General features: G+C 32.7%; 23 protein-coding genes. 11 read left to right on the top strand and 12 right to left on the bottom strand.

All coding sequences use genetic code 11. The annotated features are described in order from the left end of the window. Positions 1-12: 12 nt before the first annotated feature. Complete coding sequence (locus OA93_RS07925) at positions 13-1,275, bottom strand: pyridoxal phosphate-dependent aminotransferase family protein (RefSeq protein WP_039112615.1); 1,263 nt, start codon at positions 1,273-1,275, stop codon at positions 13-15. Positions 1,276-1,568: 293 nt separating this feature from the next. Here OA93_RS07925 and nirK point away from each other — a divergent pair, with 293 nt between their 5' ends. Genes nirK through OA93_RS07910 form a run of 3 tightly spaced genes read left to right on the top strand, consistent with a single transcriptional unit; the run spans position 1,569 to position 4,428 of the window. Beyond that, positions 1,569-3,017: a copper-containing nitrite reductase gene (gene nirK, locus OA93_RS07920; protein ID WP_039112614.1), complete on the top strand. Its 1,449-nt coding sequence runs from the start codon at positions 1,569-1,571 to the stop codon at positions 3,015-3,017. 14 nt (positions 3,018-3,031) lie between these two features. Beyond that, positions 3,032-3,805, top strand: a complete 774-nt coding sequence (locus tag OA93_RS07915; RefSeq protein WP_039112613.1) for a formylglycine-generating enzyme family protein — start codon at positions 3,032-3,034, stop codon at positions 3,803-3,805. 17 nt (positions 3,806-3,822) lie between these two features. Continuing rightward, positions 3,823-4,428 carry an SCO family protein gene (locus OA93_RS07910; protein ID WP_039112612.1) on the top strand — a complete coding sequence of 202 codons (606 nt, stop codon included), beginning with the start codon at positions 3,823-3,825 and terminating at the stop codon, positions 4,426-4,428. Positions 4,429-4,740: 312 nt separating this feature from the next. Here the strand turns inward: OA93_RS07910 and OA93_RS07900 are convergent, their stop codons facing one another. The 5 genes from OA93_RS07900 to OA93_RS07880 all read right to left on the bottom strand — a co-directional run bounded on the left by OA93_RS07900 (position 4,741) and on the right by OA93_RS07880 (position 10,160). Further along, positions 4,741-5,973, bottom strand: a complete 1,233-nt coding sequence (locus tag OA93_RS07900) for a hypothetical protein (RefSeq protein ID WP_039112609.1) — start codon at positions 5,971-5,973, stop codon at positions 4,741-4,743. Between the two features lie 119 nt (positions 5,974-6,092). Further along, positions 6,093-6,815: an iron-sulfur cluster repair di-iron protein gene (gene ric, locus OA93_RS07895; protein WP_039112608.1), complete on the bottom strand. Its 723-nt coding sequence runs from the start codon at positions 6,813-6,815 to the stop codon at positions 6,093-6,095. A gap of 18 nt (positions 6,816-6,833) precedes the next feature. Continuing rightward, the gene (locus OA93_RS07890) at positions 6,834-9,071 is read right to left on the bottom strand and encodes a nitric-oxide reductase large subunit (RefSeq protein WP_039112726.1); all 2,238 of its coding nucleotides are present in this window, start codon (positions 9,069-9,071) and stop codon (positions 6,834-6,836) included. A 92-nt stretch (positions 9,072-9,163) separates the two neighbouring features. Beyond that, positions 9,164-9,685, bottom strand: coding sequence for an azurin (gene azu, locus OA93_RS07885; RefSeq protein ID WP_039112606.1), 522 nt, complete (start codon positions 9,683-9,685; stop codon positions 9,164-9,166). A 25-nt stretch (positions 9,686-9,710) separates the two neighbouring features. Next, the gene (locus OA93_RS07880; RefSeq protein ID WP_039112605.1) at positions 9,711-10,160 is read right to left on the bottom strand and encodes an Rrf2 family transcriptional regulator; all 450 of its coding nucleotides are present in this window, start codon (positions 10,158-10,160) and stop codon (positions 9,711-9,713) included. A gap of 206 nt (positions 10,161-10,366) precedes the next feature. On the opposite strand from OA93_RS07880, the gene OA93_RS07875 reads away from it, so the two are divergent. Continuing rightward, on the top strand, positions 10,367-11,170 hold the full coding sequence (locus tag OA93_RS07875; protein WP_039112604.1) for an NYN domain-containing protein: 804 nt from the start codon (positions 10,367-10,369) through the stop codon (positions 11,168-11,170). A 49-nt stretch (positions 11,171-11,219) separates the two neighbouring features. Further along, positions 11,220-12,737 (top strand): FMN-binding glutamate synthase family protein, encoded by a 1,518-nt coding sequence (locus tag OA93_RS07870; protein ID WP_039112603.1) that lies wholly within the window; start codon positions 11,220-11,222, stop codon positions 12,735-12,737. A gap of 62 nt (positions 12,738-12,799) precedes the next feature. Here the strand turns inward: OA93_RS07870 and OA93_RS07865 are convergent, their stop codons facing one another. Continuing rightward, positions 12,800-13,213, bottom strand: coding sequence for a hypothetical protein (locus OA93_RS07865; protein ID WP_039112601.1), 414 nt, complete (start codon positions 13,211-13,213; stop codon positions 12,800-12,802). Positions 13,214-13,495: 282 nt separating this feature from the next. Here OA93_RS07865 and OA93_RS07860 point away from each other — a divergent pair, with 282 nt between their 5' ends. The 4 genes from OA93_RS07860 to OA93_RS07845 all read left to right on the top strand — a co-directional run bounded on the left by OA93_RS07860 (position 13,496) and on the right by OA93_RS07845 (position 18,478). Then, on the top strand, positions 13,496-14,074 hold the full coding sequence (locus OA93_RS07860; RefSeq protein ID WP_039112600.1) for a non-canonical purine NTP diphosphatase: 579 nt from the start codon (positions 13,496-13,498) through the stop codon (positions 14,072-14,074). Between the two features lie 204 nt (positions 14,075-14,278). Beyond that, positions 14,279-16,177: a DEAD/DEAH box helicase gene (locus tag OA93_RS07855; RefSeq protein ID WP_039112599.1), complete on the top strand. Its 1,899-nt coding sequence runs from the start codon at positions 14,279-14,281 to the stop codon at positions 16,175-16,177. Positions 16,178-16,265: 88 nt separating this feature from the next. Further along, a complete protein-coding gene (locus tag OA93_RS07850; RefSeq protein WP_039112597.1) occupies positions 16,266-17,033 on the top strand; it encodes a carboxypeptidase-like regulatory domain-containing protein in 768 nt (255 codons plus the stop codon). A gap of 134 nt (positions 17,034-17,167) precedes the next feature. After that, the gene (locus OA93_RS07845; protein WP_039112595.1) at positions 17,168-18,478 is read left to right on the top strand and encodes a TIGR00341 family protein; all 1,311 of its coding nucleotides are present in this window, start codon (positions 17,168-17,170) and stop codon (positions 18,476-18,478) included. Positions 18,479-18,783: 305 nt separating this feature from the next. Here OA93_RS07845 and OA93_RS07840 read toward each other — a convergent pair whose 3' ends face one another. Next, a complete protein-coding gene (locus tag OA93_RS07840; protein ID WP_039112594.1) occupies positions 18,784-20,244 on the bottom strand; it encodes an aminoacyl-histidine dipeptidase in 1,461 nt (486 codons plus the stop codon). A 111-nt stretch (positions 20,245-20,355) separates the two neighbouring features. Between OA93_RS07840 and OA93_RS07835 the strand changes: the two genes are divergently transcribed. Continuing rightward, a complete protein-coding gene (locus OA93_RS07835; protein WP_039112593.1) occupies positions 20,356-21,417 on the top strand; it encodes a DUF3810 domain-containing protein in 1,062 nt (353 codons plus the stop codon). 32 nt (positions 21,418-21,449) lie between these two features. Here the strand turns inward: OA93_RS07835 and OA93_RS07830 are convergent, their stop codons facing one another. The 4 genes from OA93_RS07830 to OA93_RS07815 form a co-directional block, all read right to left on the bottom strand. Next, positions 21,450-22,040 carry an NAD(P)H-dependent oxidoreductase gene (locus OA93_RS07830; protein WP_039112592.1) on the bottom strand — a complete coding sequence of 197 codons (591 nt, stop codon included), beginning with the start codon at positions 22,038-22,040 and terminating at the stop codon, positions 21,450-21,452. A 10-nt stretch (positions 22,041-22,050) separates the two neighbouring features. Continuing rightward, the gene (locus tag OA93_RS24065) at positions 22,051-23,607 is read right to left on the bottom strand and encodes an FAD-dependent monooxygenase (RefSeq protein ID WP_052259406.1); all 1,557 of its coding nucleotides are present in this window, start codon (positions 23,605-23,607) and stop codon (positions 22,051-22,053) included. Between the two features lie 12 nt (positions 23,608-23,619). Then, positions 23,620-24,834 carry a 3-oxoacyl-[acyl-carrier-protein] synthase III C-terminal domain-containing protein gene (locus OA93_RS07820; RefSeq protein ID WP_052259405.1) on the bottom strand — a complete coding sequence of 405 codons (1,215 nt, stop codon included), beginning with the start codon at positions 24,832-24,834 and terminating at the stop codon, positions 23,620-23,622. Positions 24,835-24,955: 121 nt separating this feature from the next. After that, the gene (locus tag OA93_RS07815; protein WP_039112591.1) at positions 24,956-25,519 is read right to left on the bottom strand and encodes a Crp/Fnr family transcriptional regulator; all 564 of its coding nucleotides are present in this window, start codon (positions 25,517-25,519) and stop codon (positions 24,956-24,958) included. Positions 25,520-26,001: 482 nt separating this feature from the next. On the opposite strand from OA93_RS07815, the gene OA93_RS07810 reads away from it, so the two are divergent. After that, on the top strand, positions 26,002-26,496 hold the full coding sequence (locus OA93_RS07810) for a sigma-70 family RNA polymerase sigma factor (protein WP_035623144.1): 495 nt from the start codon (positions 26,002-26,004) through the stop codon (positions 26,494-26,496).

Genomic DNA, 26,496 nt, shown 5'->3' with positions numbered 1-26,496 from the left:
ATTGGATTGTAACTATGCATCTAAATCAACTGTAGTTCTACTAGCAATTTCTTTATAAGTTCCATTTTCTAATTTTTCACGAATAGCTTCAAAAGCTGTAAGTGTTTCATCAATATCTGCCAAAGTATGAGATGTAGTAGGTATCATTCTTAATAAAATAATTCCTTTTGGAATAACTGGATAGATAACAATTGACAAGAAAATACCGTAGTTTTCTCTTAAATCATTTACCATTACCATTGCTTCTGGTACACTTCCTTGAAGATAAACTGGAGTTACACATGTATTTGTATCACCAATATTAAAGTTTCTAGAACGTAAACCGTTTTGCAATGCATTTACATTTTCCCAAAGTTTATCTTTCAATTCTGGGTGATTACGCAATAATTCTAAACGTTTTAATGAACCAATTGTTTGAATCATTGGCAATGCTTTTGCAAACATTTGAGAACGTAAATTATATTTTAAATAATCGATAATATCTTTATCTGCAGCTACGAAAGCTCCGATATTAGCCATAGATTTAGCAAAAGTAGAGAAGTAAACATCAATATCATCCTGAACTCCTTGCTCCTCACCTGCTCCAGCTCCTCTTTTACCAAGTGTACCAAAACCGTGTGCATCATCTACTAATAATCTGAAATTGTATTTTTGTTTAAGAGCAACGATTTCTTTTAATTTTCCTTGTTGTCCTCGCATTCCAAACACACCTTCGGTAATAAATAAAATCCCACCACCTGTTTCAGTTGCCATTTTTGTAGCACGTTGCAGGTTTTTCTCCATACTCTCAAGATCATTGTGTTTGTAAGTAAAACGTTTCCCCATGTGCAAACGTACTCCATCAATAATACAAGCGTGAGAATCTACATCATACACGATAATATCGTTTTTAGTAACCAATGCATCAATGATAGATACCATTCCCTGATAACCAAAATTCAACAAATAAGCTGCTGGTTTCATTACAAAATCAGCCAATTCATTTTCTAATTGCTCATGATATTTAGTATGACCAGACATCATACGTGCTCCCATTGGGTAAGCTGCACCAAACTGAGTTGCAGCATCAATATCAGCCTTACGTACTTCTGGATGATTTGCTAAACCTAAATAGTCATTCAAACTCCAGTTTAAAATATTTTTTCCACCAAACTGCATTCTTGGGCCAAGTTCACCTTCTAATTTAGGAAACACAAAATAGCCCTCAGCTTGTGAAGCCCATTTTCCTAATGGTCCTTTATTGTTCTGAATTCTTTCGAATAAATCTTTTACCATAAATATATTTTGAAGTAATAATTTTAATTTAAACAGCGTGCAAAAATAATGATTATTATTCTAAAATAGAGTTTGGCAATTATTTTTATTGAAAAATATTCTGAATATCAATATCCAAATAATTAAGTTAAATTTTAACTCACACCTTTAACAAGATTAAACGCAATTAAATAAGAACAATTTTGAATTAAATTATATTTTATATGACTTACATGACTTTTATCATAATAAAAGACAAAACTGTCTTTTATTTTTGTTTAAAGATTTAAAACTAAAATAAACCAAACCTTGTTATGAAAAAGAAATATAAAATGCCCTTAAAATTGAGAGCTGTTTTTTGTGCAATTTTTGCAATGCTATTATTAGCATCATGCAAAAAAGGAGAAGAATCTACAAATTACACTGATATTAAAACTGATGGAGAAATGGAAGCTGAACTTACAGCTCCACCAATGGTACCAAAACCTGTTGGTAACAGACCTGCCATGAAACTAAAAGTTAATATGGAAATCAAAGAGCAAGAAGGAACTATGACTGATGGTGTAAAATATACCTATTGGACATTTGGAGGTTCTGTTCCAGGAAGTTTTATTAGAACTCGTGTTGGTGATGAAGTCGAATTTCACTTAAAAAACCATCCGGATAATAAACTTCCACACAATATCGATTTACATGCTGTTACTGGTCCTGGTGGTGGAGCATCATCATCACTTGTAGCACCTGGTCATGAAAAAGTGTTTAGCTTTAAAGTAATAAACCCTGGACTATATGTTTACCATTGCGCTACAGCTCCTGTGGGAATGCACATTGCAAACGGAATGTATGGTTTAATTTTGGTAGAACCAGAAGGTGGTCTTCCTCCAGTAGACAAAGAATACTACGTTATGCAAGGTGATTTTTACACTCAAGGTGAATATGGAGCTCAAGGACTTCAGGCTTTTGACATGAATAAAGCGGTAAAAGAAACACCTGATTATGTTGTATTTAACGGAAAAGTTGGTTCATTAACAAATGGAGGTGAACTTACTGCAAAAGTTGGTGAAACGGTTCGTTTATTTGTTGGTAATGGCGGTCCAAACTTAGTATCTTCTTTCCATGTTATTGGTGAAATATTTGATAATGTACATGTAGAAGGTGGAAGCATGATTAATAAAAATGTTCAAACTACGCTAATTCCTGCTGGTGGGGCATCTATAGTTGATTTTAAAGTAGAAACTCCGGGAAGTTTTGTCATAGTCGATCACTCCATTTTTAGAGCATTTAATAAAGGTGCACTAGGAATACTAAAAGTAGAAGGTGCTGAGCACAAAAACATATATTCTGGAACTATCCAAGAAGGTATCTATTTACCAGAAGGAGGAACAATTCAGAAAATGCCTGATAATGGAGCTGCTAAAACAGTAATTCCAAAAAGAACTGTAGCAGAAAAGGTAAAAATTGGAAAAGAAATTTTTGGCACAACCTGTTTTGCTTGTCACCAATCCGAAGGGCAAGGAATTCCTAGTACGTTCCCTCCTCTTGCAAAATCAGATTATCTTAATGCAGATGCTAACAGAGCAATTAAAACAATCCTGCATGGTTTAAGTGGAGAGATAACTGTAAATGGTAAAAAATATAACAATGTTATGCCTAGCCAGAATTTATCTGATGATGAAATAGCAAATGTTATGACTTATATATACAACAGTTGGGGAAATAACAAAACAGATGTTACTCCCGAAATGGTAAAAGCACAAAGATAACAACACCAAATAGTATGCAAAAAAGCATTTTCATTATTATTCTTTTCTTGGCTCATATTACGGGAATGGTATGGGCACAAGAATCGAAAATGGTTCCGATAAAAGAGGGCTCCTTTGTCCCTCTTTACGGGGCTACAACAAAAACGCCTGTCGTTGTAAAACCTTTTTTTATAGATGTTTATCCTGTTACAAACAATGAGTTTTTGAGTTTCCTCAAAAAGAATCCAAGCTATAGCAAATCTAAAATAAAAGGACTTTTTGCAGACAAAAGTTACCTGTCTTATTGGAAATCGGATTTTGATTTCGGAAATTCAAATCCAAAAGCTCCTGTAACAAACGTTTCTTGGTTTGCTGCCAAAAAATATTGTGAATGTCAAGGAAAGCGATTGCCTACAATGGACGAATGGGAATATGTTGCCATGGCAGATGAAAAAAGGATTGATGCCAGAACTAAAACGGAATTTAATAAATACATTTTGTCCTGGTACGAGAAATCAAAAACGTATGAAAATCCTATTGGACAAACGTTCAAAAATTATTGGGGCGTTTATGACATGCATGGTTTAGTATGGGAATGGACTTCAGACTTTAATAGTATCTTTTTGTCTGGAGAATCCAGAAAAGATAAAAGCGACGATAAGAATCTTTTTTGCGGAGGCGCATCTGTAAATGCATCCGACTTGATGGATTATGCTGCTTTTATGCGATATGCCTTTAGAGGAAGTCTTAAAGCGCAATATTCAACGCGAAATCTAGGTTTTAGATGTGCTAGTACAACAAAGCTATAATTTTAAATCATTTAAAAATGAAAAAAACAATAATGGCAATTTTCATTCTTCTTTTTACTTTGCAAAGTTGCAAAGAATCTAAAAAAGAAGACGGTTCATTAGCCACAGAAGACAAACCAATTAGTGATTTATCCATTTATAATTTGCCCTCACAATGGACAACCCAAGATGGAAAAGATATTGAACTAAAAAGTCTAAAAGGAAATGTTCTGGTTATGGTAATGATTTATACAACTTGTAAAGCTGCTTGCCCAAGATTAGTTGCTGACATGAGAAATATAGAATCTCGATTAAATAAAGAAACAAAGAAAAACGTAAAACTTATTCTCGTAAGTATTGATCCCGAAACTGATACTCCCGAAAAACTAAAAGCATTTGCTATTGCTAATAAAATGGAAAATGACCCGTGGATTTTCTTACGTTCTACAGAAGATAATACTCGAGAATTTGCAGCTGTTCTCGCTGTTAATTATAAAAAGATATCTCCCATAGATTTTTCACACTCCAATATTATAAGTGTTTTTAATCCTGATGGAGAATTAATTTACCAACAAGAAGGCTTAGGAGTAAACAATGATAAAACAGTAGACAGAATAAATCTGGAAGCAGAAAAAATTAAATAGGTTAATTAATTCGTAAAGAACAAGGGAAGATTTTGATTAATCGACTCTTGTTTTTTGTTTTATAATATTCAGGAGAATTAACCGCAAGGAGTGCAAAGTTAACCTGTAGCAAAAAAAGGACGCGGATTAAACTGATTTACAAAAGTAAAGACGCGGATAAAAACAGATTTTAAAACAATAAAAAGAAAATCCGTCCCGACGCTTCGGGATCGCGTTTTCGCCTTAGCGAATCCGTTTAATCCGCGTTCCTTTATTGACAAAGTATTAGGTGTTAGAATCCTTTTAATCATAATAATCTGTGGCGAAAAAATATTACAATCTAACATTTTTTGTCTTAATGATTGAAGCTGTAATTAAACTTAACCCTACAACAATAAGAACGCTTGTTCCGAAAATTTCATCATAATAACCCCAAAGTGCTCCTTTACCAAAATAAAGAAATCCCCCTTGAATAAATAGCAATATTTCTGTTGCTATATATCCCAAAATAAAACACTTTATTCCTGCACGAAGTAAATAAGATTGATGCGAAAGCAGCTTATTCTGAATTAATACTCCAAGCAAAAATCCTGTAATTATGCCTAAAGTTGTTAAATGAATAAAACCAATTATAAAGCTTCGGATCTGATGTGAAATTTCGGCTAGATTAGGTATTAAAACCAATAATTGTATGCCTATTTTCAAGAATAAAGAACACAACGCCAAACCATATACTATTTTAGTCGTTGAATCTAAATTAGCTTTAAACGAGTTTATTTGAGGCTTTAGCATTTTATAAAAATAGACAAAAGCAACCAATTGCAAAACAACTCCAATAGTATTAATCCAACTTAATAAATTGTGCTCGACATACCAACTTACAGGAAATGCTACGGTTAAAAATGTAGCTATGATGAGTAGAGTGAAGAATATTTTGAACGACTTTTTTTCTATTTTATCTTCAAATTGCTTTAAAAACAAAGCCAAAACCGCAAACAAAAACCATCCATTAAACTGAAAATGCAGGAAAAACTGAATTGCAATTTGATAAAAAGCACTTTGTTTCCCCAACATACTTACTGCTGGTCCTAAACACCAAACTCCGAAAGTAGAGAAAACCATAAATAAAATCGCTGCCAATAAAAGTTTATGATTGCTTCTTTTATCCTTAAAGCCATCTCTCCAAACCAGCCAACAAAAAACATAACTGAGTACAATATGCATTGTAGAAAATATAATCGAAAACAAGGCATATCCCTGAATCGGGAAAGTTACCATCATACCAATAACAGCAAATTCGGTAACCCAGAATAACTGATTATAAATTGGTTTCTGACTTTTTTCTTTTGGGATAAAAAAACGAACAATTAAAACATAAATCATCAAATAAGCCCAACCTAACATCGCTACATGTGAATGTGCATGAAGTAAGAAACTGTAATTTATATTTAAAGGAAATAGATAGACATAACGCATTAACAACCCCATAAGCGAAGCTATTAAAAAATTAAAGAAGCAACATACAACCCAACTTTTTTGCGAACTCATTTTAGTTAATAATTTCATCTTTATTTAAATTAAAAGTAGTTCAAAATAATCCTAATCTCCTATTTATAGAAATAAAAATGCACCGATGTTAATTAATTTATCGGTGCATTCTTTTATTAATTATACATTCTTATTTTTTAAGAAAACTCTTTTTCCAGAATCATTGCTTTAGGAAACAAGATATTATTTTCCAGATGAATGTGTGTGTGCAAATTCTCTTCAAATTCTTTTAGCATAGCATACGTTACTTTGTAAGTAGTACATCCGTCACTTGGCGCTTGATAATCATTAGTTAGGCTGGCAATTTCGCGAAAGCGTTCTCCCTCGGCATCATGCTCATGCATCATCATAGCAATTGGGTTCGATACAGTTCCAAAAGGAGGTTGCGCTAAAGCTTCGTCTGTTTCTTTTGCTTTAACCATCTTTTTTATAAAAGGGAATAACATCAATTCTTCTTTTTTCATGTGTTGAGCTAATTCGCCAGCACATTCGGTAAACAATTGGTTTATCTTAAACAATTCTGGATGATTCCCACCATGAACACTGCAAAGTTTATTTAGAAATTGCATTATAATGATAGATTTATCCTCTACATAACGGTGGTGTGTTTTCTCGATATAATCAGCCAATAAATCCAATGGCCATGAGTTAAAATCTATTGCATTAGTATCTTCGGCTGATAAAGCTTCTTTAATCTTTTTAAGCAAAACTTTAGAGTCAATTTCTTGCTTTGCACAAACTTCATCGATGGTTCTGTTTCCTTTGCAACAAAAATCGATTTTATATTTTGAAAATACTGCTGCAGTTCTAAAATCTTCTGCTACAAATGTTCCTATTGTTTTATTTTGTAAATTTTCCATGATATTATTTTTATTATATTATTTTCTTCTGTTTTTTAATGTCAAATCAAAGACAAACCAAGCCGTAGTTATAATTCCTATTCCGAAGATAGAATCCCCTATGGCACGCATCCATTTTAAAGTAATCATTGTAGGTTGTTGCATTAACTCTGATGAACGTGCATACCACATTCCGTGATCAATACTTTCGATAGCTTGCCAAATTCCTATTGGCAACAAACTCAATACAGCCATTAAAAACAACCCTATATTTAATGACCAAAACGTAATTTTAAGTAGTTTCTCGTTCCAGGTAATATTTCTGTATAAACTTCTTAAAACAAAAAGCATTAAACCAATTCCTAACATTCCGTAAACACCAAACAATGCTGTGTGTGCGTGAAGAGGTGTTGTATTTAAACCTTGTACATAATACAATGCAATTGGCGGATTGATAATGAATCCGAAAACTCCAGCTCCAAGGAAATTCCAAAACGCAACGGCTATCATAAAGTAAATAGGCCATTTGTAATCAATAATCCATTGTGTAGATTTTGACAGTTTATAATTTTGGTATGCTTCAAAACCTATTAATGTAAGCGGTACAACTTCTAATGCACTAAATGAAGCTCCTAATGCCATAATAGCTGTTGGTGTTCCAGAAAAGTACAAGTGATGGAAAGTTCCAAGAATACCTCCCGACATAAAAATAATAGTTGCAAACAAAACATTTAAAGTAGCTGTTTTGGTTTTTAATAATCCCAAACGAACGAATAAAAACGCGATAACAACTGTTGCAAATACTTCAAAGAATCCTTCTACCCATAGGTGTACAACCCACCATCTCCAATATTCGGCAATGGCTAAATTTGTTTGTCTTCCCCACATTAATCCTGCTCCATAAAACATGGCGATTGCTGTACAAGAAATCAAGAATAAAATGATTAGATTTTTTTCTTCTGTCTTTTTCTTTAAAATAGGAATCAACGGACGTATCATTAATGCCAACCATAGGAACAATCCAACTAGAAGGAATATTTGCCAGAAACGTCCCAGATCTACATATTCGTATCCTTGGTGTCCAAACCAAAAGTTTTGTACTAAATCTAGTTTTTGCATTACCCCAAACCATTGTCCTACCATTGAACCCAAAACAATGATTAATAAAGCAATAAACAAGAAGTTCACTCCAAAACACTGAAATTTAGGGTCTTTACCCGAAACTGCCGGAGCTATATATAATCCTGTAGCCAACCAAGCTGTTGCTATCCAAAAAATAGCCAATTGGGTATGCCAGGTTCGTGTAACTGCGTAAGGTAAAATTTGATCTATTGGAATGCCATATAAAGCATTTCCTTCTACACCATAATGAGCTGTAATTATCCCTAAAGCCATTTGTAAAATCATCAACAAACTCACGACCCAGAAATATTTTTTGATCAAATGCATCGATGGAGTCATTCCTTGATTAAGTATTGGATCTTTACTAGGAAGCGGAAACTCCTCTTCTTCACCCGATTTCGCATGATAAAATACTAGGATTCCGATACTAAAAATCAGTAAAATAATACTGACACCCGACCAGGCAAGCAATTCTTTTGTGGCATTATTACCAACCAATTCGTCTGATGGCCAGTTGTGTGTGTATGAAATATCCGAATCGGGACGTTGGGTTACAGTTGCCCAAGTTGCCCAAAAGAAAAATGCATTCATTTTATGCATTCTTGTTTCGTCTTTTATTGAGTTTTTAGGAATTGCATATTCTTCTCTTAATTTATCAAACTTAGGATCATTGGTAAAAAGTCCTTGATAATATTCACTAAGATATTGAATTGCTGCTACTCTATTTTCTGAAATTGTAAGTGTTTGTGAATTTTTATCATAACGATTTGTTCTCACATCTTTTTGTAAGCGTATCTTTAATGCTGCTTGTTTTTCCTTATCTAAGTCATTAAATTCCTTGCCAAAATCTTCTTTCGAGTATTTGTTCAGAATAAACATGGCTTCTCTATGCAACCAATCGGCAGTCCAATCTGGTGCTACATAAGCACCGTGTCCCCAAATAGATCCTACCTCTTGTCCTCCTATACTTTGCCAAACATTTTGCCCGTCTTTAATCTCATCTTCAGAAAAAATAAGTTTTCCGCTATCTGAAACTATTTGTTTAGGGATTGGTGGCGCTTGTTGGTAAATTTCATAGCCATAATACCCCAAAACAGCAAACGATATGCTCATTACCAAAGCAAATGCTATCCATAATTTTTTTTCTCTTTTCATTTTTTTAAATTTCATCAATAAAAGACTTTTTTATCCTTTATTAGTTTAATAAAAAACTCTAACCCACTAATTTATGGATTAGAGTTCTTTAATTATTCAACAATTAAAACACCTTTCATCATGGCAACGTGCCCTGGGAAAGTACATAAAAAATTGTATGTTCCTTTTTTATCTACAGTAAACTCAATAGTATCCTCTTCTCCTCCACCAATTAATTTAGTATGAGCGATAATCGAAGCTTTTTCAGAAGCAGGAATATAATCAGTGTCTTTAGCAGCAGCAGCTTTACCCGCAAAAGCAGCTTCATCTGTACCTTCCTGTAAAATAACTACATTATGCCCCATAGCAGCTTTAGGAATCTTACCTACGTGTTTTAATGTTAACGTGATAGGTTTCCCTGCTACAGCTTTTAACTCTTTGGTATTAAATTGCATTTGATCATTTCCTTCAATAACCAGAACATTACTAACTGCTGCTGTTTGCCCTTCAGAATCCTCTGTTGGCTCACTTACCTCTGTTGGCGTATCAGTTGGTGCAGTTTCTTTTTTTCCACATGAAGTTATTGCTAAACATCCCATTAGCATTACAATCGAAATTTTGACTTTTTTATTCATTTTTGAGTATTTAAATTATATAATATTAATTGTTTTTGTTTAATGCTTTAAGAAAAGAATCTCCTGATTTTACACCTAATGCGAGTTCTTCCAGAGTTGTATTTGTAAGCATATCTAAAAGTAATTCACGTATTTGCTTAAATTGATTATGTACCGGGCAAGGATGCACTTCTGAACATTCTTTTAAGCCAATACCACATCCTTTATATATGTTGTCTCCATCAATGGCATCAACAATCTGAATTAATTTAATAGATTTTACTTTATCAGTAGAAACCTCAAAACCACCTCCTACACCTTTTGCCGAATCTATAATTCCGTTTTTGGTAAGAATCTGCATTATTTTGGCAGTAAACGGTTCTGGAGAGTCAATTTCTTTTGCCACATCTTTTATCCCAACCCTAATTCCTTGTGATGATTTTGTAGCAATAAATATCGAGGCGCGAATACCATACTCACAGGCTTTTGAAAACATAGACTAGTTGATTTAATTTTATACAAATGTATTTAAAAACATATTAAAAGACAAATTTATCTTTAATAGATTTCTAAAATAAAAATCTTACCTTATTTATAACCAGAATAATTTAATTATTCAGAAACACATATTATAAAGCAAGATCCTATAAAAACTAATTTTAGTTTTATCTTTGGTAGATTATAATTTTGTAAAACCAAAAAATGTCTTTAAACAGCACCAAAGAATTGAAACTTGCTGTACTTATCGATGCTGATAATGTACCGTATAGCAATGTAAAAGGGATGATGGAGGAAATTACTAAATTTGGTACTCCAACAACTAAACGTATATATGCCGACTGGACTAAACCTAATGCAAACGGTTGGAAAAGCGTATTACTAGAACATGCCATTACCCCTATCCAACAATATAGTTACACCGTAGGTAAAAACTCTTCCGATTCGGCATTAATTATCGATGCCATGGATTTATTATATTCGGGAAAACTAGACGGTTTTTGTATCGTTTCTAGCGATAGTGATTTTACCAGATTGGCTATTAGATTGCGTGAATCTGGTATGAAAGTAATTGGTATTGGTGAAAAGAAAACACCAAGTGCATTTATTGTAGCCTGCGATCGTTTTATATATATTGAAGTATTAGATGGCGCTATCAAAAAGAAAGAGCCAAAACCCACTACTTCTGACTCTAAAAAACCTGTTGAAAAACCAACTGGAAAACAACCTGAGAAACAAACCGAAAAGCCACTAAACAAAATTGATCTTCAAACAATTGAACTTATAGAAGATACAATTGATGCAATTGGAGATGATGATGGATGGGCATTCTTAGGTGATATAGGTAATCTTTTGGTTAAGAAGAAACCTGAATTTGACCCAAGAAATTATGGTTTTTCAAAATTAACTCCAATGCTAAAATCCTTAACAGATATTCTTGAAATCGACGAAAGAGATTCGGATAAAAAAGGGATCAAACATAATTACGTTCGCTTGAGATACAGCTAACATATTTTACAATTTACATTTACACTTTTCAAATTAAAAATTAAAAAACATGAGAAAAAAATTCTTTATCTACGGATTCTTATTGTTTCTAGTTGTTGCAGCAATTTATCATTATTCTGAGTCAGGACGTGGTTTCTTACTCCTTATTATTATTCCAATACTATTAGTTGTTGGTGTTTATAATACAATTCAAACAAAACATGCTATTTTAAGAAACTTTCCTGTTTTAGGTTATTTCAGGTATTTATTTGAAATGATTGCACCTGAAATTCAGCAATACTTCATCGAAAGATCTACAGACGGTAAACCTTTCTCTAGAAATCAACGTTCATTAGTTTATCAAAGAGCCAAAAATATAGATTCTAGTTCTCCTTTTGGAACACAACTAAATCTTAATCATGATAGTTACGAAGGAATCAAACATTCCATTTTTCCCGCCAAAGTAAATGAAGAATTACCTCGTGTACTTGTAGGTGGTAAAGATTGTAAGCAGCCTTACTTAGCTTCTTTACTAAATATATCGGCAATGAGTTTTGGTTCGCTAAGCGAAAATGCTGTTCGTGCCTTAAATATAGGTGCACAAAAAGGAAAATTCTATCAAAATACTGGTGAAGGTGGACTTACAGAATTTCATCTTGCTGGTGGCGGTGATATAACCTGGCAAATAGGTACTGGATATTTTGGTTGCCGTGATGCAAATGGAAATTTTGATGGAGAAAAGTTTAAAGAAAAAGCATTACTGCCAAATGTAAAAATGATAGAAATTAAACTATCACAAGGAGCAAAACCAGGACATGGTGGTGTACTTCCTGCATCTAAAAATACAGAACAAATAGCTAAAATAAGAGGCGTACAACCACATACCACAATTTTATCTCCTCCTAGCCACAGCGCATTCTCTGATGCTAAAGGATTAGTTCATTTTGTGGCTCGCTTACGCGAATTATCTAACGGTAAACCTATTGGTTTTAAACTTTGTATCGGTAGCACTAAAGAATTTGAAGACATTTGTCATGAAATGATTTCCGAAGATTGTTTTCCTGATTTCATAACTATCGATGGTGCCGAAGGTGGTACAGGTGCAGCTCCGCTAGAATTTGCAGATGGTGTGGGTATGCCATTTGAGCCTGCTTTAATTTTTGTAAATAAAACATTGATTTCTCTAAATATTAGAGATAAAATGAGAGTAATTGGTAGCGGAAAAATTATCTCTGGATACTCTATCCTTCATGCTGTAGCACTTGGTGCGGATATGTGTAATAGTGCCAGAGGTTTTATGTTCTCATTAGGTTGCATCCAGGCTTTACGTTGTCATAATAATGAATGCCCAACAGGAGTTGCAACACAAAATAAAATGCTGATGAAAGGTTTAGTCGTTACTGATAAATCCGACCGTGTATTTCATTTCCATAAAAATACCTTGCATTCGGCAAATGAATTATTAGCCGCTGCAGGAAAAACACGTTTTGCTGACGTTGACATTAATATCTTTATGCGTGGTGATGAATTTACCAATTTATCAGAACTATATTTCCCAGATAATCTAACAAGCGTTACCAAACGCTAAATAAAAAAAGCCTCTTTGTTTTACACAAAGAGGCTTTTAAGTTTTTAGGATATTTTACAAGCTTACTTTTCTTTTAACAGCTCTTTTAATTCTTCCTTATTAATTATCACTTTAGACAAAACTGTATTATCCTTAGCTAAAAAATACACATGAAAAGATACTCCTTCTTCGATTAACGCTTTAGGGAGTTGTTCTTTTTTAATCATTTCAGCCAACAAATCAGGAAATGCCTTACTATATTTTTGTTTATTTGATTCGTTTTGCTCTAAATCGGTTTCTATTCTTATTTCAATTTTATTATCTTCTAAATATCCTCTGGCAGTAGTTCCAGTAATATTTTCGCCTTTAAAACTTGGTGCTATACTAGTATTATAAGTAATAACGTATTCCTGAAGTTTTTGTTTAGTGTTTTTACAACTTACTAATGACAATATAATAACGATAGCAAATGAGATTTGGATAATTTTCTTAATCATAATTTTTTCTTTTGAGTTGAATCAATAAATCATTAATTCAAACATAATCTAATTATATTTCATACGCAATACCTATCACTGGACTGGACATTCATACACCTTTGTCAAAATTTTGAACCAAGGCTGCAACGAACATATTCTACTTTCCGCTGGATTGCCATATAAAATACAACATACAGTGTCCTCAAAACTCCGGAAGCTTCATAAAAACTACGAAGTCGAAATTCCATCAAAACTTTGTAACTTTGTATGAACATCTTTTTAATTACACACCTATATATAATGGATCTCGTTTTTGCTTCGAACAATAAAAATAAAATTGTGGAAATACAAAGTATACTCGACGGTAGTATAAAAATATTAAGTCTGGAAGACATTGGTTGTCACGAAGACATTCCAGAAACTGCTGATACTATTGAAGGTAATGCTATTCTTAAAGCCGATTACGTAACCAAAAAATATGGTTACGATTGTTTTGCCGATGATACAGGACTTGAAATAAGTGCTTTAAATGGAGAACCTGGAGTATATTCAGCCAGATATGCAGGAGAACAACGCAACTCTGATGATAATATGAATAAAGTTTTAAACGGGCTTAATAATGTTTCTAACCGAAAAGCTCATTTTAAAACTGTAATTGCATTAAATTTAAACGGAAAGCAACACCTATTTACAGGTATTGCTGATGGAAGTATTACTCAGGATAAAAAAGGAGATCAAGGCTTTGGCTATGACCCGATTTTTCAACCTGAAGGCTATGAAGAAACTTTTGCTGAATTACCTTTAACTGTTAAAAATAAAATTAGTCATCGCGGAAAAGCAACCCAACAACTTATTGATTTTCTGAACCTCGTTCAATAATTGTTTAGAATGCAACATTTTACATCCCAAATTTTAAATTTCTAGACGTTTTTTTGCTGCAATTTCATAAAAAACGATGATAAAATACTTAATCAAAAACATAACCGTTTGATAATCAAATCATAATAAATATACAATTCTTAAAATAGCATTAGTTTATCTGAATAATTAACAGTAATTTTGCACCCTATTTTAAAAATACATATGAATAAATTTGAACAATTAGGATTGAGTGAATCGTTACTGAAGGCGATTTTAGATCTAGGATTTGAAAATCCGACTGAAGTACAGGAGAAAGCGATTCCCCTATTATTGGAAAAAGACACAGATATGGTTGCGTTGGCTCAGACAGGGACAGGGAAAACGGCAGCTTTTGGTTTTCCGCTAATTCAAAAAATTGATGCCAACAACAGAAATACACAAGCATTAATTTTATCTCCAACCCGCGAGCTTTGTTTGCAGATTACTAACGAAATTAAAAACTACTCTAAATACGAAAAAGGTATTAATGTAGTAGCAGTTTACGGTGGTGCAAGTATAACAGAACAAGCTAGAGACATAAAAAGAGGAGCACAAATTATTGTGGCTACTCCAGGTAGAATGCAAGATATGATTAACAGAGGATTGGTAAACATTTCTCAAATCAACTATTGTGTTCTTGATGAGGCTGACGAAATGTTGAACATGGGATTCTACGAAGATATCGTAAACATCTTATCAACATCTCCAGACGAAAAAAGCACATGGTTGTTCTCTGCAACTATGCCACAAGAAGTTGCTAGAATTGCAAAACAATTCATGCACGAGCCATTAGAAATTACTGTTGGAGCTAAAAACTCAGGTTCTTCAACTGTATCTCACGAATTTTACTTAGTAAATGCACGTGATCGTTACGAGGCTTTGAAACGTTTAGCTGATGCTAATCCAGACATTTTCTCTGTAGTTTTCTGTCGTACTAAAAGAGATACTCAGGCTGTTGCCGAAAAATTGATCGAAGATGGATACAGCGCTGCTGCATTGCACGGAGATTTATCTCAGGCGCAACGTGATGGTGTAATGAAATCTTTCCGTGGAAGACAAATTCAGATGCTTGTAGCTACTGACGTTGCTGCACGTGGTATCGATGTTGATAGTATTACTCACGTTGTAAACTACCAATTACCTGACGAAATCGAAACTTACAATCACCGTTCTGGACGTACTGGTAGAGCTGGAAAATTAGGAACTTCTATCGTAATTGTTACTAAAAGTGAATTACGTAAGATCTCTTCTATCGAAAGAATTATCAAACAAAAGTTTGAAGAAAAAACTATTCCTTCTGGAATCGAAATTTGCGAAATCCAATTATTGCACTTAGCAAACAAGATTAAAGATACTGAGGTTGATCACGAAATTGACAACTATCTTCCTGCTATTAACAATGTTTTAGAAGGATTATCTAAAGAAGAATTAATCAAGAAAATGGTTTCTGTTGAATTTAACCGTTTTATTGCTTATTACAAAAAGAACAGAGATATCTCTAATCAATCATCTGGTTCTGAAAGACGTGATGATAGAGATGGTGCAGCAAGACCTAATAACAATGGTGGTGCAACAAGATATTTCGTAAACATTGGATCAAGAGATAATTTTGATTGGATGTCATTAAAAGATTACTTAAAAGAAACATTAGACTTAGGTCGTGATGACGTTTTCAAGGTAGATGTAAAAGAAGGTTTCTCTTTCTTTAACACTGATCCTGAGCACACTGACAAAGTAATGGAAGTATTAAACAACGTACAATTAGAAGGACGTCGTATTAATGTTGAAATTTCTAAAAATGACGGTGGTGGAAGACGTGACCATAACGGAAGAAGTTCTGGTGGTGGTTTTGGTGGCGGAAGAAGTTCTGCTCCAAGAAGAGAAGGTTCTGGTGGCGGATTTAGAAGCGACAGAAATTCTGCTCCAAGAGAAGGTGGTTTTAGAAGCGACAGAAACTCAGCTCCAAGAGAAGGAGGTTTCAGAAGCTCGGCTCCAAGAAGCGAAGGTGGTTCTGATAGAGCTCCAAGACGTTCTGAAAGCTTTGGTGATTCATCAAGACCAAGAAGACCAAGAAGAGATTAATACTCTTTGTTAATTTTCTTATAATTATACTTGAAGACTACAAAATATTTAATCCTGATTTACTACTTTTAAAGTTTTAAATCAGTTTATGAAATATTTTGTAGTTTTCTTATTTTTAGTACTTTCCACGACCGCGTTTTCTCAAGACATTGAGCATTCTCAACGAGTATCTGGTTACATTGTTAACGACAACACAAAACTTCCTCTATCTAGCGTAAACATCATTAACCTTAATAAGGTAAGAGGTGCTACATCTGATGCTAAAGGATATTTTGAAATTGATGTACAGCCAAACGATACCTTACACTTCTCTATTTTAGGATTCCAGTCCTTAAGGATTCGTGTTACGAATGACTGGATAAAAAACAAAGTCACAAAAATTCAACTTACTGAAAAAGCAATTGCCCTTGAAGAGGTAATTATACGCCCTTTTAACCTAACTGGTTATCTGGAAGTTGACTCTAAACTGATTCCTGCAAAAGAAAATTATCGATATAGTATTTCGGGTTTAACCCAAGGATATGAAGCTGGAGAATATTCACCAAATGCCTTTGGTAAAGTATTAGGATCCATCTTTAATCCGACAGATGTACTTTATAATTTTTTCGGAAAAAACCCCAAGGAGCTCAAGAAACTCAAGGAAATGAAAAAAGACGATACAGTGCGTAACTTATTAGAATCTAAATTTGACAGGGAAACCGTAGCTGTACTTCTTGGAGTAAGCAAAGATGAAATTCCTGAGATTTTAAAACGTTGCAACTACTCTGATTCTTTTATACAATCGGCAAATGACTTACAAATAATGGATGCCATAAGCGGTTGCTACGAGCAATATAAAATACTTAAACGTAATTAAAATTACTTTAAATAATAAAAAGCAAATCCTCTCTACCAAAAGTAGTTGAGGATTTTTTTTTGCGTCAGCATTATGCATCATAGCTATTTCAATATAAAATTCGTACTTTAACTGTAAATAAAACCTCTATTACAATGAAACGAAGAATAAACAAAGTCTTGGATTTTATAGACCTTCACAAAGGAGAAGAAGACAAAAAGAAGGTAATCGAAAATATTACCGGTGCCATTTCTTTTAGAGGTTCTAATTTATGGATATTAGCATGTGCGATACTTATTGCATCTGTTGGTCTGAACGTAAATTCCACTGCCGTAATTATAGGTGCCATGCTAATATCGCCTTTAATGGGACCGATTGTTGGAGCTGGTTTTGGTTTAGGCATGTACGACTTCGAATTGGTCAAAAAATCTATTAAGAACCTTCTTATTGCTACATTTGTAAGCTTAGCTATATCGACTATCTATTTTTATGTAAGTCCCTTTAAAGAAGCTCAATCTGAGCTTTTAGCAAGAACATCACCAAACATATATGATATCCTAATTGCCTTTTTTGGAGGATTAGTTGGTGTAATTGCAGTAACCAGAGTCGAAAAAGGAAATCCTATTCCTGGTGTAGCCATTGCCACAGCATTAATGCCTCCTTTATGTACTGCTGGATACGGATTAGCTCTTGGGAACATAAGCTATTTTTTTGGTGCTATGTATTTATACACTATAAACTGTGTGTTTATTTGTATTGCCACTTTTGTGATTGTAAAATTTCTAGAATATCCTGTTGCAGAACAACTGGATTTAAAACGCGAAAGACAAGTAAAATACGGAATTTCAATTCTTATAATGCTTATGATTTTGCCTAGTATTTATTTTGCTTATCAGCTTTTTGTTGAAAAAAGTTACACTCAAAGAACCGAAATTTTCATTAAAAAAGAATTTACCGACCATGATTACCCAATAATATATGAGAAAATAGAATATAATTCGAGACCTAAGAAAATAAAACTTGCCTTTTTATCTAAAAAATTCAACCATCAGGAAATTGTTGATTTGAATAAAAAATTGGTCGAATACAACCTACTTAATACGCAACTGATAATTCAGCAAGATACTTTTAATCTAAGCAATGATGTTCTTAAAAGGATAAACTCTAGTAAGGATTTAGCAGATAAAAAAGATATTCTCATTAATAGTTTACGAGAACAACTATCCGAATATCAATTTAACAATGAGCAAATTACAAACGAATCAAAAGCATTATTCCCTTATATATCGGCATTAGCCATTGGAAATTACTCTTATAAAGATGGACAAACTACTAAAATAATTCCAATAGTTTTATATCAAAGCAAGAAAGAGTTAGACCGTGAAATGGATAAAAGATTAAAATCATGGCTCAAAATTCGACTAGCAAAAGATTCGATAGAAGTGTATAAACAGGCATCTAAATAAGAAATAGCTCCTGAAATTATTTTAACAAAAAAGGTTTTACTCTTTACAAGTATAAACATCTGAAAAATAGTCACTATATTTACTTATATATAAAAAGAAATTAACTAAACTTAAATATCATGGCAAAGAGTCAAGACGCTAAAAAAACAGCAAAAAAAGAACCTCTTAAAACTGCAAAAGAAAAAAAAGAGGAAAAGAGAGAAAAGAAAAATAGTCCTAAAAGAGACTAATTTTTAGTAATCAGTCGCAGTTTTTAGTATACAGTTTTTTTAACTGAAAACCGAAAACTGCGACTGTGAACTTTATTACTTAACAGGAATATTTGATAGAATTTCTAATACAAATTTCCAATATTTTTGAGCAGATGAAATACTTGCTCTTTCGTCTGGCGAATGTGCTCCGTGAATTGTTGGACCAAAAGAAATCATATCCATATCTGGATAATTTGTTCCTAGAATCCCACACTCTAAACCAGCGTGACAAGCTACAACTTTTGGTTTCTCATTATTCTGTTTCTCGTAAATTCCAACTAAAACATCTAATATCTCAGAGTTTACATTTGGAGTCCAACCAGGATAACTTCCTGAAAGCTCTACTTCACATCCTACTAATTCAAAAGCAGAACGCAATGAATTTGCTAAATCAAATTTAGAAGTTTCAACAGAAGAACGTGTTAGACATCCTACAGAAATCTCCCCGTCTTTTACAATTACACGAGCAATATTGTTAGATGTTTCTACCAAATCGTCCATATCAGCACTCATTCTGTAAACTCCATTGTAAGCTGCATAAATAGCACGAATAATTCCTTCCTGAACACCTAAATCCATAACTTTTTTAGGTAAATCGCATTTTACGATTTCTATTGTAAGGTTTGGTTCAGTTGTTTTATATTCAGTTTTAATATCGTTGATGATTTCTTGCATATCAAAAATGTAAGCTTCATCAAACATTTCTGAAATGATCACTTTCGCAACACTTTCTCTCGGAATTGCATTACGTAAGCTTCCTCCATTGATTTCAACAACTTGCAATCCGAAATTTTCGAAAGCATCAAATAATAAACGGTTCATTATTTTATTTGCATTCCCTAAACCTTTATTGATATCCATTCCTGAATGACCACCATTTAAACCTTTTACAGTAATAATATGCCCAACAGAACCTTCTGGAACTTCTTCTTCATTATAGGTTCTTGTAGCTGTTACATCGATTCCTCCTGCACAACCAATATCAATTTCGTCATCTTCTTCAGTATCTAAATTTAATAAAATCTGACCTTGAAGAATTCCTCCTTTTAAATTTAATGCACCAGTCATTCCTGTTTCTTCATCGATTGTAAACAATGCTTCGATTGCAGGATGCGGAATATCTTTACTTTCTAAAATTGCCATTATTGTTGCAACTCCAAGTCCATTGTCTGCACCAAGTGTAGTTCCGCGAGCACGAACCCAATCCCCATCAACATACATATCAATTCCTTGTGTATCAAAATCAAAAACCGTATCGGCATTTTTTTGATGTACCATATCCAAGTGTCCTTGTAAAACAATTGCTTTACGGTTTTCCATTCCCGGAGTGGCTGGTTTACGGATAATTACATTGCGAATTTCATCCTCAAAAGTTTCTAATCCTAAACTAGTACCGAAGTTTTTCATGAACTCAATAACACGCTCTTCTTTTTTAGACGGACGAGGTACAGCATTCAAATCGGCAAACTTATTCCAAAGTGCTTTTGGTTCTAAATTTCTTATTTCTTGACTCATTTATGTTTTGTTTGAAGTTTAACATTTTCCAACTTCAAAGTTACAAAGTTTAAATTCTTTTTCGATACTAATTGATATTGTATTTATATTTACGTATCCAAAATTTACACTGTGAAACGAAAATATATCCTTCCTCTTTTTTTACTCCTACAAATCATCATCTTAAAGATTATTCCATTCTTTCCAGAGTTCATTGAAAAAAATTATAGTAACGGATTGTATTTAAAAATTGCTTCCTTTTCTAGAATTGTACTTGGCAGAATTCCTTTTTCGATAGGAGATTGTATTTATTTTATCTTGATTGTATTGTTTTTAAGATGGCTTTGGATAAAACGAAAATCATGGAAATTATTATGGAAAGATAACCTCCTGACTGTTTTAAGTTATCTGTCGGTATTTTATTTTTTATTTCATTTTCTATGGGCGTTTAATTATTACCGAGAGCCTTTATTTGAAAAAATGGGAATTCAAAAGGATTATTCTGATGCCGATTTATTGGCTTTTACCAAAAAACTAATTACGAAAACCAACACCATTCAATTACAAATAACCAAGAATGATAGCCTTAAAGTTGTGTTTCCTTATTCGCAAGAACAGGTTTTTAACATGAACTTAAACGGATATAATAATCTTGCTGCCGAACATCCTTATTTTACCTATTCACATTTAAGTGTCAAGAAATCATTATTTAGTTTACCGCTCACTTATATGGGTTTTGGTGGTTATTTAAACCCATTTACTAATGAGGCTCAAGTAAATAGTCTTGGTCCCATGTATAGTTTTCCAATGACTACAAATCATGAAATGGCACACCAGATGGGATATGCTAGCGAAAACGAATGCAATTTCATAGGCTTTCTGGCATCGATAAAAAATGACAATATCTATATTCAATATTCAGGTTATAGCTTGGCTTTGCGTTATTGCTTAGGGATTATTCAAGCAAAAGATGAAAAATTATCTAAACAATTAGTAAAAACCGTTCATCCCGGAATTATAAAAAACTATAAAGAAAGTCAGGATTTCTGGAAACAATATGAGACTTTTATCGAAACTGGTTTCCATATTTTCTATGATAATTTCTTAAAAATAAATCAGCAAAAAGATGGCATGGAAAGCTACAGCAAATTTGTCGATTTAATGGTTAATTACTATAAAGGAAAAGAACTATAGATTTAGAAAAACTATATATTCAATGGTTTAAACTATAACTTTGAGAACTTTTTTTCTAACTCATCCAACCAATTTTCACGTTTGCTTTGACTCACCATTTTTACTCTATTATAACTAATCCATTTTCTATTTTTATAGCCTAATTTCCAAAATATGCCTCTCATAAATGCTTTTTGAATTGCATTTCCAAAAATCCAACGATAGATATATCTTGGCGTATTCATTGTTGTAATTACTGTAACTCCTTTTATATTATTTAGCAGAGGCTTCATTCTTGTATTCTTATCATTTGCATAGTCATAAGCCAGTCCAGGAAAAATAACTTTATCGATAAATCCTTTCATTAAGGCTGGCATCAATTCCCACCAGATAGGGAATATAAAAACGAGATAATCCGCTTTTTCCAGTCGTTGCTGATAAGCAATAACTTGCCTGTCGCTAGGTTTTTTATCTCTAAACGATTTTAAATCTTCGGCTGTCATTACTGGATTAAATTGCTCATTATCCAGATGAATTAAATCCATAGAATGTTGCGCAGTTTTAAGGCCTTCTTGTACTGCATCGAGTAAAGCATTACAATAACTTCCTTTAAATGGGTGATTAAAGATGATTAAATAATTCATAGCTTTTTATTTAATTTGAACTAATTTTATTAATATAAGAATCAATGTTTCTGATAATCTCGTCATAATCCTTAACTTTTCCGATATCGAAAATGAATTTATCAGGTCTGATTACAACAAAATCTACTTTATTTTTAATCATCCATTTATTAAAAAAAACAGATTTAATCTCGATCGAGGAATCCGAAAAATCTTCCACTAGCGAAATGTATTTTAAAAAACCTGAAGGGTTAAAAGGGATTATTTTGCAATCTGAACGAAATAGCACAACCCAATGAAAACCACATAATTCATCAAAATATACTTTTCTTTGATTTTTTAAAATAACAAGGGGTTGAGGGATTCGTTTGCCTACCAAAGGATGCTTTAATTTTGAAAAATTTTTGACCTCTAATCCATAAAGATATTTTTCTATAAGTGCATCAATAGGTTTGCTGGGCAAAACATTCAGCAATCGTAAGAATCCATTCCTAAAAGATGCCAAAATAGGATTAGAATACTGAATAAATCCACCTAAAATAGAAGCCACTTTTATTATTTTTTCTACCTGCGGTGCTCTTTCCTTGTAATAAGAATCTAATAATTCATTTGTTGCTACATTAAAATTAGTACAAGCGCTAACAATCTTCCAGGATAAATTTTTAGCATCTTTTATACCAGAACACATACCTTGTCCTAAAAAAGGCGGCATTTGATGTGCTGCATCTCCTGCAAGAAAAACAGTGCCTGAACGCCATTCCTTAGCTACTAAAGTATGGAATACATATTTTTTCTTTCTAATAATTTCAAAATCATGTATAGGAAAATGAGATGCCAATCTTGGGATCATCGTATCTGCCAGCATTTCATCTGAAAATTTAGCATGTTTTTTAGAAATCATAAATTCCCACCTAAAATGATCTTTAACCCCATTTACATAGGTCATAGGTTGATTTGGATCACAATATTGTTTATGATCTTCGGAGAAAATCTTTTTTCCTGTATAATTCGTATCAACAACAAACCATTCTTTTTTAAATCCAAAATCATGAACAGCTATATTCATCTTTTTTCGAATGGCACTTCTACCTCCGTCGCAGGCAATAAGAAATTTACCTTTTACATTTATAGATTCCTTTCTATTATTGGTTAATACCAAAGAAACTGTATCTACTTTTTTATCTAAATCACTCCAAGTTGTTTCTTTTAAAAATTCGACATTTGGATACTGCAAAAATCCGTTTCGCAAATGTTTCTCGATTTCAGGCTGCAAAATCCAACTACAATCAGGAATGTCTTCAGAAATACTTGAATTGGGTTGAAACTGAAAAAGTAGCTTATCTTTTTTTGAAACTAATGAATAATTTACAAAAGGCTTTATCGCATCTTTTTTCATTCCCTCATAAAGTCCTAATTCCTGAAAAATTCTAATTACGTCTTCATCGATATGTACAGCTCTAGGATATTCTATAATATCCGCTCCCCTATCAAAGAGTAAAACCTTTAAATTTTGCTTACCAAAATAATTAGCAAATGTGGCTCCTGTGGGGCCACATCCTGCTATTATTACATCATATACTTCTTCCATATGATATTTAAATTATAATTTTTCGACTAACAAGGCTGTTGCTGTAAGTCCTGGCCCAAATGCCATTGCTACAATTTTTGTCCCTTGTTTTATTGTTGGATCATTTATAATTTCATTAAAAATATGAGGTACTGTTGCTGATGACATATTACCTTGGCGACGTAATATTTCGTAAGACCAGCGGGCTTGTTCTTTAAAAACTCCTATTTCGTCAACTACATAATCAATTATTTTAGGACCACCAGGATGAATTGCAAAATGCATATTGTATTTTTCTTCTTCAAGATTTATACCTGCTTTTTCACAAAGTACTGCCAAAAATGATTTGATGTTTTTACGAATAAAAACAGGAACTCGCTTAGAGAGTGTCATTATAAAATTAAACTCTCCTAAATCCCATGACATATCTTCTAAAGAATCGGGTATAATAACTTCATGCGAAGCCAAAACACGTAATCCTTTTTTCTCCTCTATACTATCATCACTCATGAAAGCCTCTTCTTCGAGTAAAGAATATCCAATAAATCCATCTGCAAAAAGAGAGCAAATCATAGTATTAGAGATAGAAAATTCAGTTAAATTAAGATGGGCTGACAATAGTTCTGTATGAATAACATCAACCCTTCCGTTACCAGGACTAGCGCTGATTAAACTGCTTGCGGTACGAATCGCCGGAAAAGCTCCATAACATCCCATTTGATAAGAATGTGTTACTTGGGCTGTTTCCCATTCTCTTTTTATAACGGCTTCTTGAGCTACACTAGGTGAGGCATAACCAGAACATGTAACATGCACGAGATTTTCTGGAGCAGTTACTGTTTTAGAATAAAACTCGTCAAAAACATAACTCATTTTTTCTTTAAACCATTGCATACGGTTCCCTATTTTAGGGATACACAAATCGCCAGACTCGTTCGTAAGACTATTAGGGTATTGATAATCTAAATGCGAAACACCATCCATTTCGTTTTCAATAAACTGCGCTACTTCTTCAAAAATTAAAATCTGTCTTTGACTAATGTTTTCGGGAGAAATAGAATACTTATCAACTTGATCTGAGACAAACTCAAAGCTGGTTGATACCTCGTCTTCTCCAGCAAGCGATAAAACAGATTGGTTTTGAAAATGATGATAAAGAAATTTAGTGTATTCATTAAGTTTCCTTTGGTCAATTAATTTCCCTACAAGGATAGGTTGGAAATTAAATAGAATAATTTTTTTGTTCATTTTTTTTGGGGGGTTAGTTTTAAACAAATTTCAGTCAAATTTGTTTTTTAAAAATTAACAATTGTTAATTAAAAACGTACAAAAAAACCACCCTTAAAATATCTCAATTACATTGGAAACCTTATTTTTTACTTTTTCTCGCTCGAATCCGGCTTAAAGATACCGTAGTAATTCCTAAATAGGAAGCGATATATTGCAAAGGAACACGTTGCAATATATGTGATTTGTTTTTCAACAAATTTTGATATCGTTCTTCGGGTTTCTCTTTTATATAAGATAAAAAATGATGTATATAATTAATAAATCTATCCGAAGTAAAATCAAAAAATAGTTCTTTTAACGAAGGGTTTTCATCCATGATAATTTTCCAATGTTCCTTTCTAATTACCAAAACTGTCGTATTTTCTATAGTATCTAAGCTAAAAAAACTGGGAGTATCTTTTAAAAAACTCTCAAAGGAAGCAACAAAATCATTTTCAAAGAAAAACTGTATCGTTATTTCATTACCGTTATTGTTATTAGAAAGTCGCATACTTCCTTTTACTACAAAGTATAGCGTATTAGAAACATCTCCTTCTTTTAAAACGGTTCGCTTAGATGGCAAATTTATTTCTGACCAAAATTCTTTGTAATTAGCAATAATATCACCCAGCTCTGGATGAGTATTAGATATTCTAGTTAGCATTTATTATAAAATTAAGATTCAAATTACGTTGCTTACTAATACAGCATATTTTATGTTTATATTCAGATAATCAAATGTACTTGACAGTCAAAAAGAAACTATTAGTTGTTTCGGCTAAATATTTTTCAAAGTTTTTAATTTACACCAATATAATGATACTTTTATATTTGATACAGACTGAGTGTTCATTTTAGATTATTGAATTACTAAGTTTCTGAAACGCGAAATTATAACTATTCTTACAATTTATAAAGATATACGAAGACATAAATTGTTAATTTTGCCTTACATTCTTTTTCTTTTGTTAAAATAAAAATATGAACCTTGAATTTATAAGCTAGTAATAATCTTATTATGGAAATATTCTTCTCATGATATAAACCGTGCAGCAATAATTCTATTATGAAGTATTAATATCAAAAAAATATAAAATAAAAAGATGTACTTTGTAACAAAATCAGTGTTCCTAACACTAATATATTATGAGCGATAATTTAGAACATTCATTTGTTGTGCAATTGCAGGCAAACCAGAATATAATCCACAAGATTTGTAGATTATATACTGCCAACCAAGATGCTCACAAAGATTTGTTTCAGGAAATTACGATTCAGCTATGGAAAGCATATCCAAAATTTAGGGGCGACAGCAAATTCTCTACCTGGACCTATCGTGTCGCGTTAAATACCGCTATTACTTTATATCGAAAAACGAAACGCTCGATAGCGACTGTAGAGTTTGAAAATCACCAACATTTTATAAAAGAAGTTGATTACAACTATGAGGAAGAAGAACAAATTAAGTTAATGTACAAAGCCGTTTACCAACTAAACGATATCGAAAAGGCATTGGTTTTTATGTATCTTGAAGATAAAGATTATCAGGAAATTGCCGAAACGTTGGGTATTAGTGAAGTGAATGCACGAGTGAAAATGAATAGAATTAAAGGGAAACTTAAAAAAATATTAAATCCTTAA

This window comes from Flavobacterium sp. KMS (assembly GCF_000813005.1).
In the GTDB taxonomy this organism is placed as follows: domain Bacteria; phylum Bacteroidota; class Bacteroidia; order Flavobacteriales; family Flavobacteriaceae; genus Flavobacterium.
This window is presented reverse-complemented; position numbering and strand designations above follow the sequence as displayed.